The 16,076-nt window shown below is 33.5% G+C and carries 20 protein-coding genes, 1 tRNA gene and 1 pseudogene; 3 read left to right on the forward strand and 19 right to left on the reverse strand.

Annotated elements, in window-relative coordinates; translation table 11 throughout:
* Window position 1: 1 nt before the first annotated feature.
* The 5 genes from ACQKIH_RS14220 to ACQKIH_RS14240 form a co-directional block, all read right to left on the reverse strand.
* Complete coding sequence (locus ACQKIH_RS14220) at window positions 2-478, reverse strand: NUDIX hydrolase (RefSeq protein WP_427767095.1); 477 nt, start codon at window positions 476-478, stop codon at window positions 2-4.
* Window positions 479-757: 279 nt separating this feature from the next.
* Complete coding sequence (locus tag ACQKIH_RS14225; protein ID WP_427767098.1) at window positions 758-1,054, reverse strand: hypothetical protein; 297 nt, start codon at window positions 1,052-1,054, stop codon at window positions 758-760.
* 216 nt (window positions 1,055-1,270) lie between these two features.
* Window positions 1,271-2,311, reverse strand: a complete 1,041-nt coding sequence (locus ACQKIH_RS14230; protein ID WP_427767100.1) for a DUF1835 domain-containing protein — start codon at window positions 2,309-2,311, stop codon at window positions 1,271-1,273.
* Between the two features lie 167 nt (window positions 2,312-2,478).
* Complete coding sequence (locus ACQKIH_RS14235; protein WP_427767103.1) at window positions 2,479-2,889, reverse strand: VOC family protein; 411 nt, start codon at window positions 2,887-2,889, stop codon at window positions 2,479-2,481.
* 148 nt (window positions 2,890-3,037) lie between these two features.
* Entirely contained in the window at window positions 3,038-4,306 is a 1,269-nt protein-coding gene (locus ACQKIH_RS14240) for a M48 family metallopeptidase (protein WP_427767184.1), read from the reverse strand.
* Window positions 4,307-4,478: 172 nt separating this feature from the next.
* Between ACQKIH_RS14240 and ACQKIH_RS14245 the strand changes: the two genes are divergently transcribed.
* A complete protein-coding gene (locus tag ACQKIH_RS14245) occupies window positions 4,479-4,697 on the forward strand; it encodes a hypothetical protein (RefSeq protein WP_427767106.1) in 219 nt (72 codons plus the stop codon).
* Between the two features lie 130 nt (window positions 4,698-4,827).
* A tRNA-Val gene (locus tag ACQKIH_RS14250) sits at window positions 4,828-4,900 on the forward strand.
* 576 nt (window positions 4,901-5,476) lie between these two features.
* Here the strand turns inward: ACQKIH_RS14250 and ACQKIH_RS14255 are convergent.
* The gene (locus ACQKIH_RS14255; protein WP_427767108.1) at window positions 5,477-6,826 is read right to left on the reverse strand and encodes a glycosyltransferase; all 1,350 of its coding nucleotides are present in this window, start codon (window positions 6,824-6,826) and stop codon (window positions 5,477-5,479) included.
* A gap of 647 nt (window positions 6,827-7,473) precedes the next feature.
* Between ACQKIH_RS14255 and ACQKIH_RS14260 the strand changes: the two genes are divergently transcribed.
* Window positions 7,474-7,899, forward strand: a complete 426-nt coding sequence (locus ACQKIH_RS14260; protein WP_427767111.1) for an epimerase — start codon at window positions 7,474-7,476, stop codon at window positions 7,897-7,899.
* A gap of 48 nt (window positions 7,900-7,947) precedes the next feature.
* On the opposite strand, the gene ACQKIH_RS14265 is transcribed toward ACQKIH_RS14260, so the two are convergent.
* The 13 genes and pseudogenes from ACQKIH_RS14265 to ACQKIH_RS14325 form a co-directional block, all read right to left on the reverse strand.
* Window positions 7,948-8,688: an N-acetylmuramoyl-L-alanine amidase gene (locus ACQKIH_RS14265; RefSeq protein WP_427767113.1), complete on the reverse strand. Its 741-nt coding sequence runs from the start codon at window positions 8,686-8,688 to the stop codon at window positions 7,948-7,950.
* The gene (locus ACQKIH_RS14270) at window positions 8,685-8,945 is read right to left on the reverse strand and encodes a phage holin (RefSeq protein WP_427767116.1); all 261 of its coding nucleotides are present in this window, start codon (window positions 8,943-8,945) and stop codon (window positions 8,685-8,687) included. The genes ACQKIH_RS14265 and ACQKIH_RS14270 overlap by 4 nt, the downstream gene beginning before the upstream one ends.
* Complete coding sequence (locus ACQKIH_RS14275; RefSeq protein ID WP_427767118.1) at window positions 8,935-9,222, reverse strand: hypothetical protein; 288 nt, start codon at window positions 9,220-9,222, stop codon at window positions 8,935-8,937. Before ACQKIH_RS14275 ends, ACQKIH_RS14270 begins: the two co-directional genes overlap by 11 nt.
* A gap of 337 nt (window positions 9,223-9,559) precedes the next feature.
* Window positions 9,560-10,534: a DUF418 domain-containing protein gene (locus ACQKIH_RS14280; protein WP_427767121.1), complete on the reverse strand. Its 975-nt coding sequence runs from the start codon at window positions 10,532-10,534 to the stop codon at window positions 9,560-9,562.
* Window positions 10,535-10,747: 213 nt separating this feature from the next.
* Entirely contained in the window at window positions 10,748-11,077 is a 330-nt protein-coding gene (locus ACQKIH_RS14285) for a hypothetical protein (protein ID WP_427767130.1), read from the reverse strand.
* 272 nt (window positions 11,078-11,349) lie between these two features.
* Window positions 11,350-11,556: a hypothetical protein gene (locus ACQKIH_RS14290; RefSeq protein ID WP_427767143.1), complete on the reverse strand. Its 207-nt coding sequence runs from the start codon at window positions 11,554-11,556 to the stop codon at window positions 11,350-11,352.
* Window positions 11,557-11,604: 48 nt separating this feature from the next.
* Window positions 11,605-11,808: a helix-turn-helix transcriptional regulator gene (locus tag ACQKIH_RS14295; protein WP_427767145.1), complete on the reverse strand. Its 204-nt coding sequence runs from the start codon at window positions 11,806-11,808 to the stop codon at window positions 11,605-11,607.
* 13 nt (window positions 11,809-11,821) lie between these two features.
* Window positions 11,822-12,220 (reverse strand): DUF2178 domain-containing protein, encoded by a 399-nt coding sequence (locus ACQKIH_RS14300; RefSeq protein WP_427767148.1) that lies wholly within the window; start codon window positions 12,218-12,220, stop codon window positions 11,822-11,824.
* 226 nt (window positions 12,221-12,446) lie between these two features.
* Window positions 12,447-12,620 (reverse strand): hypothetical protein, encoded by a 174-nt coding sequence (locus ACQKIH_RS14305; protein WP_427767151.1) that lies wholly within the window; start codon window positions 12,618-12,620, stop codon window positions 12,447-12,449.
* Window positions 12,620-12,910: a hypothetical protein gene (locus tag ACQKIH_RS14310; protein ID WP_427767154.1), complete on the reverse strand. Its 291-nt coding sequence runs from the start codon at window positions 12,908-12,910 to the stop codon at window positions 12,620-12,622. Before ACQKIH_RS14310 ends, ACQKIH_RS14305 begins: the two co-directional genes overlap by 1 nt.
* 15 nt (window positions 12,911-12,925) lie before the next feature.
* Window positions 12,926-13,417, reverse strand: coding sequence for a hypothetical protein (locus ACQKIH_RS14315; protein WP_427767157.1), 492 nt, complete (start codon window positions 13,415-13,417; stop codon window positions 12,926-12,928).
* 500 nt (window positions 13,418-13,917) lie between these two features.
* Window positions 13,918-15,003: pseudogene (locus ACQKIH_RS14320) on the reverse strand (IS3 family transposase).
* A gap of 501 nt (window positions 15,004-15,504) precedes the next feature.
* Window positions 15,505-15,693 (reverse strand): hypothetical protein, encoded by a 189-nt coding sequence (locus ACQKIH_RS14325; protein WP_427767159.1) that lies wholly within the window; start codon window positions 15,691-15,693, stop codon window positions 15,505-15,507.
* Window positions 15,694-16,076: the final 383 nt, after the last annotated feature.

Here is a 16,076-nt window from a genome sequence, read left to right on the forward strand (position 1 = left end):
ATCAAATATCTTGAAGCAGTTTAATTTTTAAATATGTTAAAGGTTTTTTCTTAACAAAATTATTTTCGATCGATTGGAGAACTTCTTCATTGCCAGGTAAACTTACAACCTCTTTTGCTTTTTCAAAAGGAATCCATTGATATTCACTATGTTCATCGTTTAAAACGACAGATTGTTCTTCATGTACAAACCCTACAAATACGGGTGCAATGTAAATGTAATTCTCTTGTGGAGAAAAAATTTGGTCAAATTGATTCGAGGAATACAATACAAGTTCTGTAATACCTGTTTCTTCTGCAATTTCTCTATAAACAGCTCCTATTGCCGTTTCTCCATCTTCAATACTGCCTCCTATATAGCACCAAATATTATTTAAATTATGGGATGTTCTTTTTAGTAGTAAAACATGATATATGTTATTTATCTCTTTTAACAATACAGCAGCGATGCCAGTCGACTTGATAGGAATAATGTTCATATATTGTACCTACTTTCATCTTTAGAATCAGAGTTTTGGTTTAACTTTTTCAATTTTACAAATATTCGTTGCGCTGAATTGTCTGTACAAGAAGAAATATACTTGCTACTCCCCAAATTGTGGTTGCCACTATAAACCAAACATTCGATTGGGTAGTAATATTTCTCTTTCTTCCCATATTTCTTTTTATAAGGGCGAGGACAATAAAACCGAGTATGCAGATACAAAGAGTTAGCCAAAATAGTAAACCCACTTTCTATCCCCTTTTATCTAAAATACTTAAGCCTCACCAATTCCCATTGCTAACAATAATAAGAAAGCCAAAAATAAAACAAATACATTTGCGCTTAACCCTACTAATCCAAATAATAATTTCCTTATGAGTCTAGACGATATCGACATAAAGATAGAAATAATGGCAAGTATAATGCCGATAATAGATAAAATACCAAAAATAATAATTATTAAATAAACATCAGCATTAGGTCCCCTGAGTGCAAAAAATACAATACTACTTACGATCACCGGCAAAATTGATAAAGCACCTAAAATTGTACTCACTTTGCCTTTATTCAAAGTCATTGCCCCCTCCATAGCTAAATTCTTACTTCATAAATCCTCGTTGTACTAAATCACTGCATTTTATTAAAAAACCTGAGTAAAGTGCATGTTTATTTGAAATTCAAACTCTCTAATATTCACATTTGTTTCTGCTTCGAGAATTTTTACTTCCATTGTCACCTTGTCCCACTGTTATTTAATCCACTAATCCATTTTAGTTGAAGGCCAGTCTTATCGCATTTTAATACTATAATATCTCATTGCCTTCGGAACACCTTCCATATCAAATATGCCATCCACGATTAAGCGTCTAACACGATATTCGATAAATTGATCGCCAACATATTGATCCAAATGACCGATTACTTCACCAATGATTCGAGCTGATTTTATAAAGTCATTGTTTTTTCGCTTACTATGAGATGTCTTAACTGTTTGAATGATATACTCGTCGTAAAAAGTTTCAGAAACACTAATTATTTTATGATTTTGCCAAATCCTTAACACTTCTTTTTCCTCACATAGTTGTTCCCATTGTTGTTCAAGCGTTTTCCGTTCAGATTGCGTTAATGTATTACCATTTTTCTCATTTTCATAAATTTGTTTTAATTGCTCATGTAAAAGTTCCCCCATGTTTCTTGGTGTAAAATCGATTTCGGGTCGATCAAAATGAGTTTTATATCCTTCGTTTGTATTAATGATTATGATGTCGTTTGTTTTCCCTTTTAATAACTTGAGTACAAGTCTTAAACCCGTTTGCTCATGTGCATTTTCTCCAGCCCAAATAATAATTGGATGATTGGTTGGGATTTGTTCAATGTTTAAAATAGTCCGTTCAAAGTTCGTTTGATAATTAGATAGCACTTCATCATCAATATTAATGTGCGTTCTTAACCATTCATACCGATGATCCATTCCTTGTGCGGCATGTAATTGCCAAATCGGACCTATTGAAAATAAATCGGAAAAAGTAATAATTTTTTCTTTTTGATTTAATTCTAACTCTTTTAATGCCAATCTTAAGCTACCCATCGGAGAATCCCCAAATACAATATGGGTAGCTTCATATTGCGCGTCTTGATCATCATTCGCCTTATTTTTTCCGAAATCTAATAAATCATTATATGAATTTTTTATATCTAAAAAGAATTGCTCCTCTGAATAACCGTCACCTTCCTCAACAGCTTGCACGCGGCAATAGAATAGAAATAATGTGGACTTCAATTCTTTCTCATCCAACTGATAAATCATATTTCTCATTTCATCTAACATTTCATCAACCCCTCACAGTAAACTTTACCACAAAGTTCCATTCGGATTAAGCATTATAAATAATAGTCAGAGAAAAAGCCGCGAATGTTGGTGACATTCGTGGCTCTTTGGTTCGATTCAAAAGTTACATTTAAGAAAATTTTTTGAGTAACTATTTCTGATATCTTTTAAATCCCCTCAGTATTCATCAATACAATACGCCAACCATCAGGGTCCGCGATGGTCACACCTTTTTCTTCCCAGTAAGGATTTTCTGGTGGAATTTCAGGATAGCCCATATTAGCGAGTCGAGATTGTACAACTTGAATTTGCGAGTTATCGGGCATATAAAAAACGAGTAAATTATCATTGGTCGGTGCAAGGCATGGACTTCCATCAACATGCTCAGTAAATTCTAAATGATACGACTCATCTGGTAACCCAATCATAATGCCAGTATATCCACGATGTCCTTTGAACTCTCCAATTTTCGTAAGCCCTAGACCCTCGCAATAAAATTTTTCTATCAGATCTAATTTATCTGTTGGTCGCGCAATGCGAAATTGTGCGATATGCAATGTTTGTGTCCACTGTTTCATAATCATTCCCCCTCCTTCAATTTTAATGAAAAAGGTAGGACAATACTTTACAACTTTTGATTGAAATAAAGTAGTTTCTCAGAAAAAGGGGGAACGCGTCACATCCATGATATGAAAGGATTTGATACGCTTTTCAATTGATTCAAACCTAGTTCAATTCCTTATCAGCTTGATCGGCTACATTATTGATTCTTTCTAACATAGGCGGATGGGAGTAGCGAAACCATTTGACAAGTACTGATGGATTTACTTCGCCCAGCCCAACTTTGGTCAACTGTTGAAACGTCGAGATTGCAGCCTCGGGATTCTCCATTAGTTCCATTGCATATTCATCAGCTCGGGCCTCTTGATAGCGTGAAACTGCATTGGATAGTGGGCTTGAAAAGAATACTAGAAAAGATGAAATCAATAAAAACAATGGCAATGAATGAATACTACTCATTTGTTTAATTTTTAATATCGATCCATAACGTCTAATCATCCAAGGCATGATTTTTGCAATTCCCCATAGTCCAATGAGCGTCATCAACAAGTATACTGTGATGTTTAGGTAAATATCCTTTTTCACGTAGTGGCCCATCTCATGTGCCATTATAAAGAGTATTTCTTCATCCGTTAATCGGTTTAATGTCGTATCCCACAACACAATTCTCGAATTTTCACCAATCCCTGTTACATACGCATTTAATGCATTCGTCTTCTCTGACATGTTCACTTCATATACATGATTTGAAGGAATATCTGCTTGCTGTGCGAGTGACAAAACCTTCGTCTCCAATGCTTTATCTTTTAGTGGAGAAAAGTCATTGTATATTGGGTCGATCACGACTGGTTGGATGAACATAAGAAAAATTGAAAATGGAACAGTTAATGTCCAGGCTGATAACCACCATCTCTTCGGACTTTTTTTGATGAGCCAATAGAGAACCGTGACCACGATAACGGACATCCCGAAAGACATCCAAAAATTAATCACATTATCCCTCATCCACGAGGAAAAAAGCTGCGTACTAATACCATAGCTTTTACTCAGTACATACCGGAAATAATCTAGTGGAAATTGGAGGACAAACAATAGAAGCGATAGTAAAAATAAATACTTTGCATTTCTCCAAATGGCCCATTTATGTTGGCTGGGGCTCAATCCTTCGAACAAACGTGAGATACCCGTAATCAAAATAACAAAGTAGAGCAACCATTCAAACGGCATTGCGATAAAAAATAGGAAATTTCTTATTTTTGATAAATCCTCACTTAACACCAATTCCCGCGCTGTTAGAAAAGTACTTGGATCTGCTGCCGTACCTTTCAGAGCTACTGGTATCTCACTATTTTGGTTATGAAAAAAATAGAAATACATCGCCACAACGTACAGACCAAATGTTAGTACAGCAAGTAAACTCCATTTTTTCTTAATTTCTTCTCCACCTCAATTCATCCGATTACCCTAGCATATTATTAAAAGATGGAAACTATTTTTCAAATTTTATTAATGTCCTTTTCTGACAGTTCTATACGTCTCGGATTCATCATAAATTGGAAAAAAGTTCACTCAATGTTTTATTTGAGTTTATAAGGGGTGTATCAAAATGTTTGCGATTCATTTTTATGAAAAAAACACATCAGTACTAAGTCAATGTTTAAGACGTATACCTGAAGTCGATGAAAGTATCAGAATTAAAGGACGTAATGGAAAGGTTTTAAATGTCACCCAAATTGAAGAAAATAAATACCACGTCCATGTAGAATTAGAAAAATTAATAAAGAAGAGTCTATTACTAAAAGACGATAAAAAGAAAAGACGTTAGTGCATAAGAGGAATGCGCGATCATTCCACATAAAAATAACATAAAAAGTTAAATTAGTAGTTTTCTATGTACCTCTTCCAACTAAAATGCTATGATGATAAATAAGAACAAGTTTTTTGTATCTTATCTCGGTCTTGTAGCTCAGTTGGGAGAGCACCACCTCGACAAGGTGGGGGTCGCTGGTTCGAGACCAGTCGGGACCATCACGCTGAAAGCCTTTATTAATAAGGGTTTTCAGCTTTTTTTATTCGATAAATTACACCTAAAATTGAATCATTTTTACTGTTGCGTGACGGATATGTGACGAATTATTTTATAACTCATAGTTTCATTTAAAATACCGTGCAGTGAATTGAGACGACAAGATTATAAAGTGAAATAAAAATAGCCCTCCACTTTTGTGGAAGGCTTATTTTTTAATTTGCATATGATCTAATTTGATGTTTAACACCGTTTACCTCTGCATCTTTTATTTCTGTTAATTTTACTACAATTTCTACATCTTCAAATCTAACGAACACCGCATCGGTAAATATCACTGGTTCTAAGTCGTCGATATGATATTCACTTTCAAACTTTAAGTTTATTCCACAATTCGTCAGAAATTTGTATCTATACATCAAATCACCCCTTATACGCATAAATTTACAGTAAAGTGGTAATTAAATCTATATAAAGTCCCGAAATTTCTTTTTTTGCCGTTATTTGGTTTATTCTCAAATAAAAATTGAATGAACTTGACTTTTTTATTGAGAACCTATATAAAAGCGGCACCCCGTCTAGCTGTTTCTCCATTTGTTTTCTGAGAGTGCTTCAAAAGAATTAGTAAGTGCGTACAATCGAAGCTTTTTTATTTCATTTAATTGTTCTGATATTTTCATTTCCGAAGAAGTGTTGCAATCATAGAGGTTTGATATGGGCTTACTATCTCTCAAATTCTCTACCAGTTTAATAAGCATGGTACGGAATACTTGTTTAAATTCTCGGTATTTAAGTGGATGTATTTTGCATAGTTCATTGTATTGAGAGACCACATAATGAATTTGAGTGAAACTTAGAGCTGGTTTATGTTCTAAGGCTAAAGCTAGAACATCGAAATTAGGGAACTTTTTCATGAATTGATGTAAATTACTCATTGCTTCTGGAAAGTTATTTGAAGATATTGGGTGTTCCTGATGATAGCAAAATGTTGAAGAATCTAATAAAAAGCGGGCGCCATTTTTGTACAAGCGATATCCAAGCTCCCAATCTTCTGCCCCATACCCTCGAAATGATTCATCAAAGTATCCTACCTTATCCAGCAGTTCTCTATTGACTGATACGTCCCCTGTTAAAAACGCAATATAAGGAAGCGTATAATTACTTAGATCTAATCCAAAATTGCTTAATCCATTGTTAAGCTCCTTGGTGAAATACCAATTCGGAAATGATAGATTTTGAAAGGAATTATTATCTATATCCTTCTTAGTGATGAGTGGGAATAACTGATTAGAGTTTTGATGATTTTGTTTATATTCATTATATAGGAATGTGAAATATGGATCAATGGGAACAAAATCATCTATGTGTTCCCACTGTTTACTATTGAAATCGGAAGTCAGAAAGGTATAAATACCTCTATAGTGCATTGCACCACTTACTACTATATTCTTATCATTAATGTGATGTTTATAATGATTTTCAATGAAGTTATGCTCAGTGAGCATTTCCGCATCTAGAAAGATTATCACTTCTCCTTCCGCAAGCTGGATGCCTAAGTTACGTGCGCGTGACCGACCTTGGTTTTTTCTTGGACGCACATATTTAAACTTAAAGGGTGGATCGAATTCTTTAGGAATATGAGAAGTCTTGTCAAAGGAACAATCGTCAACTAAGATAACTTCAAAACTAGAAAAATCAAATGTTTGTCTCAATAAGCAATATAGAGATAAAGAAACATATTCGTACTTATTGTATGAAGGCATAATAATACTTACCTTTATATCTTTTTTATCTTTATTTTTAACAATTAATTCATAATCCTCATCCTTTTTTTCTTTTACATTACTTTTTCTTTCTTTTGCACTACTTATTTTTTCTCTTGCACTACTAATTTTTTCATTTGCAATACTTTTTCTTTCTTCACCCAAACTAATTCTCCTCCTATATAATTAACATTTTTATATAGAGTATGAAAAATATATTTTATTGAATGGGCATATAATCCCCTACAGCCAAACCTTTACGGAATCTCACTTCTTCTTCTTTTCTTCCATCCTTATATTATTATTCAAATATACTTCGTTGGATTGACGGGCTTCTAGTAAGTTCACACGTCCCGTCCAATGAATAAATATCCACTCAAACTTAACGTTTGGTGCTGATTGAAAAAAAGAAACTTTTTATTTGGTTGTTCTAATTAATTGTACAGGTGATTCACCTGTAAAGGTAAAGTCGATAGAGTTTATTAAAAGAGATGAGAAGCCTATTACATACGATTAAGATGGTATAAAACATGAAGTCTTTGGTGCAGATCCATTAAAATCATCAAGGATATATGGTACATTAAATCGATTAATTGATTGCGTTGCAATGCTTTCACTAATTGTTATTGCATTATAAGCACCCCTTAATAAGAACATTTGTTTGTATCTATAATAGAACGAACGTTCTTGTTTGGCAAGTGTAAATATTTAAGAAATAATATTTTTTGTCTGAATAAATAATAATATTAATTCTACTATTCTACTGTGCTATAGTTTAAACCATCTTTAAGACAAATATTTCAGGAGGAAATATGAGCAACCAGAATAAAAAAAAAAATTCTCTAGTTGCATTAACTATTATTGCAGGTCTAATATTGCCAATTTTTCTTCCCGCATTTATTATGATGGCTTTAGATAAGTGGATGCCAGATGAAATTTCCTTTACAAGAACCATTTCTTTATTTATTTTATCTATTGAGCTATTTGTAATAGCTGGTATTTTTACTAAGATTTTAAGTCTAATAGGTTTAACAGAAAAAAAGATAGACGAGTTAGGATTTCTGGGTACTATTATTTCAGTAATCTCATCTTTCCTTTCTATAATTGTAGGGTATTATTGGATGAAAACTCTTCACTTAACATCTGTTCAGTTATCTTCCAATGGGATTTTAATTATCGCAATCGTTTCTACAGTTATTTTAGTTGTTTTATTAAAAGCGTTAGATAAATTAGAATAAAATAAAAAAGACCAGCTCGGCTATTTTAGCTTTGCTGGTCCGTTTCGTTTATTTAGTTGTACGATTTACATAAGCAACGCTATAACTAATTAATTCAACATCTGAGTACTTATCTAATTTATCCAAATGGGATTTTTCAAATATACCTGCAGCTACTGCTTTCTTAATCAGTCCTTTTGCTTCAGCACGTCCCGTTTCATTTAATAATACTTGCGACACTGTTGATTCCTCCTTTTTGTTTCCCGTAATTTTATGTCCAATAGCTGCTGCTAACTCTTTAGCTACGGCTTGGCAAATAGCTTCAAAATGTTTATCCAATAACTCTACATCTTTTTTACTGTTCACAAATCCGAACTCGATTGAAATGCTTGGCTCGTATGTTTTCGTGAATACACCAATATTATCTCGGTATTTTGCGCCACGATTTATTAAGCCAGAAGCATCGCTCATCGCTTTTGCTACTGCTGCCGCTAAATCCTTTTTGGTAGTGTATAACACCTCTACGCCAATAGGCCGTTCTGTTAATGAACCACTTGCGTTTAAATGTCCAGATACGATTAAGCCGTTGCGATCAGCATTATGGTGAGCTATTAAATTATTAATGTTTTGAGTTTGGTTTTTAGAAACTATATCTTCGTAATATGTCGCAGGTACTTTATTGGCTACTAAAATATCATAAATTCGCTTAATAAATTTCCTAGCAAATTGTACCTCGTCAACATACCCACTTGCACCTGTCCTGTCGCCGTAATGTCCTACGTGCAATTCGATTTCGGTTGGTTTTGTCATTTCGTATCACCATTTGGTTTGACGTATTTAAGCGCCTGATTACTATCGTTTGTACCGTTTGTCGTCGGGTCAATAACAACACCTGCGAGAACCAAAAGAGCAAGCACCGTATTAAAAATTTCGGTTGCTTGCTCGTTATAAAGTGTTGTGTCATATCCAAATACCGCTGCCAACTGCTGCACCAATAAAAGTAGTAAGGCAAAGAGTGATACAAGAAAAGTTTTGTGTTTTAAACGTACTTTCCAGTTAATTTTCATTTTGTTTTCCCTCCAGTTTATCGATTCGTTTATGCGCCGATTTCGCAATTTCATCTACTCTCACCAAATCGCGAGAAAATGCGTTCATTTGCTCTTTATTCGTTTTAACATCAAGCTTAATGTCGTCTACACCTCTACTAATATGAGCAAGTGTCACCTTCATTTCAGCTTCACTTGTAGCGTTTACTTTCTTTTCACGGTCACGATTGAGAATATAACCAAAAACAGCGAATAACAATCCTCCTATACCTACTAAAATAAGGATATCAATACTCATTTTGCACACCATCCTTTTTATTTAATAAGGTCACGCAATAGCGTATCCTTAAAATTCCCAAGCGTCTTTGTCATTAATATTCAGTATTCAGAAAGTTCACCTATTCTTAGTAGTTTCACTTTCAACTCCCCTAATTTATATTTTTTAGTTTGAACTCACTATTTAGTCCCTCATCAAACTTCTCCGTATTCTCCTATGTTTTGAGATAGGGGTATTATAGTCCCGAAATAACGGGATAAATTTTTATATATTTCATTTCAATGCAAACCAAAAACACTTGATACATATAAAATATCAAGTGTTTCAAATATAAACTAAAAACCAAGTGGCATTCTTCTTACTTTTTAAACTTAGGAACAGTCATATATGTTCCCGTTCTCCATAGCCATTCTAATGGTCCAAAATGGAAATATTTCATCCATACGTTTGAAAAGATAATTTGAACTATGAATATAAGTAAACTGTATAAAATAGCTTCATTAACTGTTGTAACTTGCGATGCAATAAATGTAATTCCACAAATGGATTGTATAATGTAATTTGTAAGCGACATTTGGCCATATGCAACTAAACCTTTACACCACTTATAAATATTTTTATATTCTAAAACTAGCAACGTCCCAGTAATATACATAAGACCTAGCACACTTGCTAAAAGAGTAAGCTTTAGTCCATATCCTAGTTGTAATGCAACAATACCGATTGATAAAATAAACGTACCAATCCATATCTTTCTTACAAAATACTTCTTTGTTTTTAAATCAAACAGACCAATTCCATACATCGTATAACCTAGGAGCATATGTCCTAAAGTTTGTCCTACTACAAATCCGTTGACTACACCATTTGAAATTGTAATGCGAGTAAAATGGTGTATCAGGTAGTAAATATCGACAGATAGCGTCAAGATTAGAGCCAAAACCAAAAGGAAATATTTATTGAATCGCATAAATCCAAAAAATATAATACCAATTACAGCATAGCCCATTAATACATCCGGAGCTGTCATCATAGCGTTAAGCAATCCAAATACAAATAACAATGACATTCGGCGAATATAAGTCCAATTACTTAATCCTTTTTTATTTAATCGTGATAAAAAAATGTGAGATCCAACACCAAAGAGAAATGCAAAAATAAAATGAAATTTCCCGTGAATCAAGAGACCTGTAATCACTCCATATAAAGAATCTTGTAAATTCTCATATGCTTTTTCCGATATAAAAGAGTTAATATTAATTAAGAAAATCCCCATAATTGCTATTCCTCTAATGATATCAATTGAATAAATCCTTTCAATATCGCTTTTCATGCACATCCTCCAATACATTAATAACACTTATGTTTTTGGTCCTTTACTTCCCTTGATAAAAATAAGAACATTTTCTATTATATATATTGAATATATATATAGCTATCTAGATATAAACTTCATATAACTAATCTTTCCTTCTTTCGATAAGAAGTGTAATTACTCTCATAAAATCAATTCTTTTCACAAACTATAATTAATAAAAACTAATTTCTAATTTCTAATTTCCGATTGTAGAAAATAATCACATAAAGGCTTGCATATTTTTTGTGCAGACATACGTATTAATAATTCTTTTACTGAAATCTTGTTAACTATATATTTTTGAATGGTAAATTTAAATACATCATAATCCAGATAATTCTCTTCCATCTTTAAATTAGCCCTTGGAAACAGTTTATTCATTGACTGACATATTACAACTGTTTTAGCTGGTTGCGATTTTATCACAGAGATGTTAGGTATAAATGTTAAAAGAAAATCTATTTCATCTTCACTTAATTTCTCTTTTTCTAGCCATTCCAGTACAGTTAAATTATCCATATTTCCTACCCCTAAACTTTAATTAAATAAGCATTCCCTAATGAAATAGGAGTCCTTATCCGTGTTATTTTAACATAATTTACATTATCCTTCTTAAACAATCCTGCCCGTTGGTTCAATAAGAAAATAAAAGTTACTACGCATTTTGCGACGAATACTCAACAAAAAAAGCCAACAAATTGTTGACTTAACTTGTTTAACTAATGCACTCCGTTAGTTTAAGTGTTTTCGTTCACAATGTTTCAGTGAGAAATTGAAATTCATATTTATTTCTACTTCACAAAAAATCCGATAATCACTGCAATAATTAAAATAATTCCACCCAAAAATTGTCCTATTCCTGAAGCTTCTCCCATTAACAGTAAATTAAATAAGTTTTTGTTTTTTTGATTTTTTCCAAATAAGCCATCATCTGTTCTCATACGATAAATACCCCAAATCACTAAAATCATCCCAAAAATAAGTCCTATAATATACATTTACATTCCTCCGTTGTTTACTTTATATGTGCATCTTTATGAAATGTATTATTTGTCATCTTCATCAAAAACAAAAGTTTCTTCAATTGATAAATTAAAAACTGAAGCTATTTTATATGCAAGTAGTACAGATGGATTATATTTTTGTTTTTCTAATGAGATGATTGTTCTTGAAGATACACTTACTTTATCAGCTAAATCTTGTTGCGTTATTCCATGTTCTATTCGTAATTCTTTTACTCTATTTTCCATAAATACCTCCTAATTAAAGGACATGAGTATAATATTTTCTAGATCCGAATTCAATAATCATTAAAGATATTAAAATAATAAATAATGCAATATTTGATGGAATTAGCACAAAATTAGTTAAAAACATAAGAATTAAAATTTCGGGTATCAGGATATACAAGGTGAAGCGAGCTACCTTTCCATCAATTAAGGCATCTCTTTCGTCATATTCCTTTGCTAATTCCTTTTCTATTGATTTATTCTTTCGGGATTTAATGATAGAAATTGTTGAGAACAATAAAATTATTCCACCTAACAATACTGTGATATAGCCATTATTAAATCCTACTGATGCATCGAGAATTACTTGAATGAACCCAATTACTATTAATAAGATTGATACTAAAAGTCGCTGCATGAATAGATTTTTCAAATATACCTCTCCTAACCAACTTATTCCCCTTTAGTGAAGTTTGTTTCACGTGAAGTTAATTTCATACTAACTTTTTTACTAGCCAATCGTCAAGTGGTTAATAATGGCATTTAAAGTACCGAAATATTTCATCATTTGAACCATTTTAGTTATAAAAGTGTTAAACTAACCTGCGCCGTTGGTTCATTAAGAAATTTAAAGTTACTACACGTTTTGGGACGATTGCTTAAACTCCCTCTGAAGCATTTAAGATGTAATCTTCAATAGCTTTTCGGTAATCGGGATTCGTAACATCATCAATTACATAAACTTTTCCAGTATTTGGATTTAACCCGCCACTCATGATTCGTTCTGCCGCAATACGCACTACTACTGCATTTACTTTTGTCGTGTTTGTCATTATAGAATACCTCCAGTTTCATTTTCTGTTTGTAATAGTAAAGCGTCCTCTAATTCTCTGGTATACCCCTCTTCTGGCACACCTTCTATGAATACTTTCACTATCGGCTTTCCGCTTTCGATATCCACACCAGCAATATAACTAGTAGAGTAGTCAATGGAGCCAAACGGAACATCAATATACTTAATTTCTTCATCTGGGCGTTGCCCTTCTGTGTTGTTTAGTTCACCAGTCTGGAAGATTACAAAGCCATTATTAGCTTTGTAATAGATTCTATTTCCAATTCCCAAAGCAATTTCCTCCAATCATTTGATTGCGTCAAATCTAAAGTTTGTTACGTGATTGCCGTTTCCAACTATGAATGTTATGTCATTGCCGCTTCTAGTAGTATCAGTAGACCAACTTTGCCACCCAGACGGAGCTGGGATGCCTCTATTCACTGAATAGGTTCTCGCTTGGTGGCTCCAGTTCGTATTGTAGACTATATTTCCCTCAAACTGGTCAAAATGTATGAAAACAGCTCGTAGGATGAATGGTAATCCAGTTATAGCGAAATAGCACTTGTCGCCAATTGTATATGATCTACCATTACCAGACTGCGCACTACTTAATTTGCGTACATTAGCCGCAGTGGTATCGAATGTTGCATCGGGCGGTGTATATACACCCATGTCAGTAACCGCCCGATTTACGGTAGCCTTACCATTACTGACAGATGTGAAAAACGTGTTATAATCATCTTCATTCAGCATTCGTTTCCACACTGACCAATCAAGACTTGCGCTTTTAGTTCTCATACAAACTACATTACCTCTACCATATAAGACTTGGGTAATAACATCTTCGGAAACCAAAACCTTTAATGTGCCCCATCTAAAAGTAGCCATGTCTCCATGAGGACCATTAGAAAAATCAGCACTCATTGCATATTCGCCAGGGTAAATATAAAAATCTAAGTTTACATGGACACCACGCCTACGGGTATTAACCGCTAAATCGAATGACCATCCGCCCCATGTACCCGCTTCTTTGTAGCGAGTGAATTTTATTTTAAATTCATCAGTGAATGCAACCGCACGTTGTTCAATGTAGTTGATATCATGCACTATCACTTGTCCCATGACCCAAGTGGCGGCGGGTCCATTCGCCGAATTGTTAGCCATATATAACCCATTTTCCACTGCGTTATTCCAATCGGTTACGATTTGGCACATTCTCCCAAAACGTGCTGTTACATTGTCCCATTTGATGCGTTGGCACTGCCTGTCGTTTTTGAGACAGTAATAAAACACCTATTTTAAGCAACCTGTTGTCGGTATTTTACCGGTGACAGGTTGTTTAGTTTCGTTTGGATACGGGTATTATTATAATAATTGATATATTCTTCGACGATACGAATTACACATGCATTAGTCGTGCTGTGTATGTCGTCAAGATAAAACGTTTCTGACTTTAACGAGGAATGAAACGTTTCGATTGGGGAATTATCCGCCGGTGTGCCTTTACGAGACATACTCATGGTAATTCCTTTTTCTTTCACTTCTTTTTGATAATCGTAAGACGTATAAACTGAACCTTGATCACTATGCAAAAGGACGCCTTTTGGCAATTGTATACGCGATGATTTCCCCATTATACAAATCCATAATGCTTGAAAGATATAACATCGACTGTCCAAAAGGCAAGTAAGTAATATCGGTTACGAGCTTTTGTAAAGGAGCTGTTGCGTTAAAGTCACGGTTTAACATGTTATCAGCTACTTTAGATGGTTGACCAGTCCGTTTGCGCTTTTTCACTTTTACCCGACATAACCAATTATATTTCTGCATCACTTTTTGGATAGTCTTTTCACTGATTCCAGAGAATAAGGCTGCTATTTTCCGATAACCATAACGATATTTCTGGGTTGCACAAGCTTCACCAATCGCTTGATCTCGCTCGGCTTTTTTAGAAGTATTTCCGGTATTCTTTCGCCAACGATAATAGGTCGCACGTGCTACACCCATATGCACACAAATCGATTGAATTGACATAAATCCTTTCAATCTTTCCACTAAATCTACGAATACTACCCCAACCACTTCCTCTCCAATTCTACATACTTTTTTAAAACTTCGATTTGTTGTTTAAGATAAAGATTTTCAGCCTGTAAACGAGCTTCCTCAGATCCATATTCTGGCCCTTTTCCGTAGGAATATTGCTTTCCTACCGGTTGATGCAATCGCTGAGTTTCTCCTGCTTTATACCATCGCATCCAAATCATTAATTGTGATTTATTCTTAATTTTTAATTCCTCTAGTATTTCCTTAACTGGAATACCTGCTAATCTCATTTCAATTGCTTTAATTTTAACTTCAGCTGGATAACTTACTCTTGTTCCCATAGAAAAAACACCTCCACGTTAATTTATTGGTATTAAATACCTAATTTAAACGTAAGGTGTTTTTTATTTGTCTCATTTTTTTAGGTCAGTGCGCATTGGTATGACAACGTTTCAAGTGTTTTATTTCGTCCCAAAACTTTCATTTGGGAACGTTTACTAGGTTTGTTTTGTATACGTTATAAATCCTTGTTGCACTAAATCACCTGTTAACACAATAAGAAAGCACCTTTGTCTAACCTTATGGGACCGTATTACTAATAACTGTAACAAAGCCGTTCATCGAGGCTCTATTAATTAATTGAAGTGTGGATAGTCTTGCCGTATCACTATATAAATACCAAGCATCCCCAATAGTCTCATGACCTTTTTTCTAGTAACAATTACTGCAAACTCATCGATCTTAATGAATACAAAAATTTAAGTGAGATTCAAAAAAAAGATAAAAAAGATGGAAATAGTAATAAAAAAAAGTTGAGAGTGATAAAATCATGGATGTTTTATTTATCTTTTATATTTTTTAAATATAACACTTTCAAAAAGAATCATTAAACCACACATTAAAATTAAAAAATAAAAACCTTTTGAATCATGTTCCATAAAAACTAAATAAAATCCAATTGGTCCCAATAAAATGAATAATATCCAAAATATTAAAGTATTACCTAAAAACTTCTTCGATAAAAAACTCATAAATTCCCCTCCTTCTCGTTAGATTTATTTAATAAACTATATCATAAATGCTTATTTATGGATTTTATGTTCGGGATAGTTCCCAAAGCGTCGTTTGGTAATTTTTTTCTTCACATTGTAAATCCGCATTTTTCTGAAACTACCCCTATAAATAAAGTAACATAATCAATTGCTTGTTCTAACCAAAAGCAAATTTTCAACATGCGTTTTTATTGCTCGATTAGCGTAACGGATGGTTATATCTTCACCAGCCGTTGCTATCGTGACATCGCTGAAATGTTCGTCAATTTTCGTCCACTTTACAACGCGAATTTTATCTTTAGCCAGCAAACGTTTCTGGTTGAATATTCTTCAGTTTCATCTATTGTAAAATTTCCGTCCCT

Source organism: Solibacillus cecembensis (assembly GCF_050272495.1).
GTDB lineage: Bacteria > Bacillota > Bacilli > Bacillales_A > Planococcaceae > Solibacillus > Solibacillus cecembensis.

What these genes read in the sequence shown, in the direction of transcription:
- ACQKIH_RS14220 (WP_427767095.1), bottom strand. Translation starts at nt 478, where the DNA reads ATGAACATTATTCCTATCAAGTCGACTGGCATCGCTGCTGTATTGTTA.
- ACQKIH_RS14230 (WP_427767100.1), bottom strand. Translation starts at nt 2,311, where the DNA reads ATGTTAGATGAAATGAGAAATATGATTTATCAGTTGGATGAGAAAGAA.
- ACQKIH_RS14235 (WP_427767103.1), bottom strand. Translation starts at nt 2,889, where the DNA reads ATGAAACAGTGGACACAAACATTGCATATCGCACAATTTCGCATTGCG.
- ACQKIH_RS14245 (WP_427767106.1), top strand. Translation starts at nt 4,479, where the DNA reads ATGTTTGCGATTCATTTTTATGAAAAAAACACATCAGTACTAAGTCAA.
- ACQKIH_RS14260 (WP_427767111.1), top strand. Translation starts at nt 7,474, where the DNA reads ATGAGCAACCAGAATAAAAAAAAAAATTCTCTAGTTGCATTAACTATT.
- ACQKIH_RS14265 (WP_427767113.1), bottom strand. Translation starts at nt 8,688, where the DNA reads ATGACAAAACCAACCGAAATCGAATTGCACGTAGGACATTACGGCGAC.
- ACQKIH_RS14270 (WP_427767116.1), bottom strand. Translation starts at nt 8,945, where the DNA reads ATGAAAATTAACTGGAAAGTACGTTTAAAACACAAAACTTTTCTTGTA.
- ACQKIH_RS14275 (WP_427767118.1), bottom strand. Translation starts at nt 9,222, where the DNA reads ATGAGTATTGATATCCTTATTTTAGTAGGTATAGGAGGATTGTTATTC.
- ACQKIH_RS14280 (WP_427767121.1), bottom strand. Translation starts at nt 10,534, where the DNA reads ATGAAAAGCGATATTGAAAGGATTTATTCAATTGATATCATTAGAGGA.
- ACQKIH_RS14285 (WP_427767130.1), bottom strand. Translation starts at nt 11,077, where the DNA reads ATGGATAATTTAACTGTACTGGAATGGCTAGAAAAAGAGAAATTAAGT.
- ACQKIH_RS14290 (WP_427767143.1), bottom strand. Translation starts at nt 11,556, where the DNA reads ATGTATATTATAGGACTTATTTTTGGGATGATTTTAGTGATTTGGGGT.
- ACQKIH_RS14295 (WP_427767145.1), bottom strand. Translation starts at nt 11,808, where the DNA reads ATGGAAAATAGAGTAAAAGAATTACGAATAGAACATGGAATAACGCAA.
- ACQKIH_RS14305 (WP_427767151.1), bottom strand. Translation starts at nt 12,620, where the DNA reads ATGACAAACACGACAAAAGTAAATGCAGTAGTAGTGCGTATTGCGGCA.
- ACQKIH_RS14315 (WP_427767157.1), bottom strand. Translation starts at nt 13,417, where the DNA reads ATGAGAACTAAAAGCGCAAGTCTTGATTGGTCAGTGTGGAAACGAATG.
- ACQKIH_RS14325 (WP_427767159.1), bottom strand. Translation starts at nt 15,693, where the DNA reads ATGAGTTTTTTATCGAAGAAGTTTTTAGGTAATACTTTAATATTTTGG.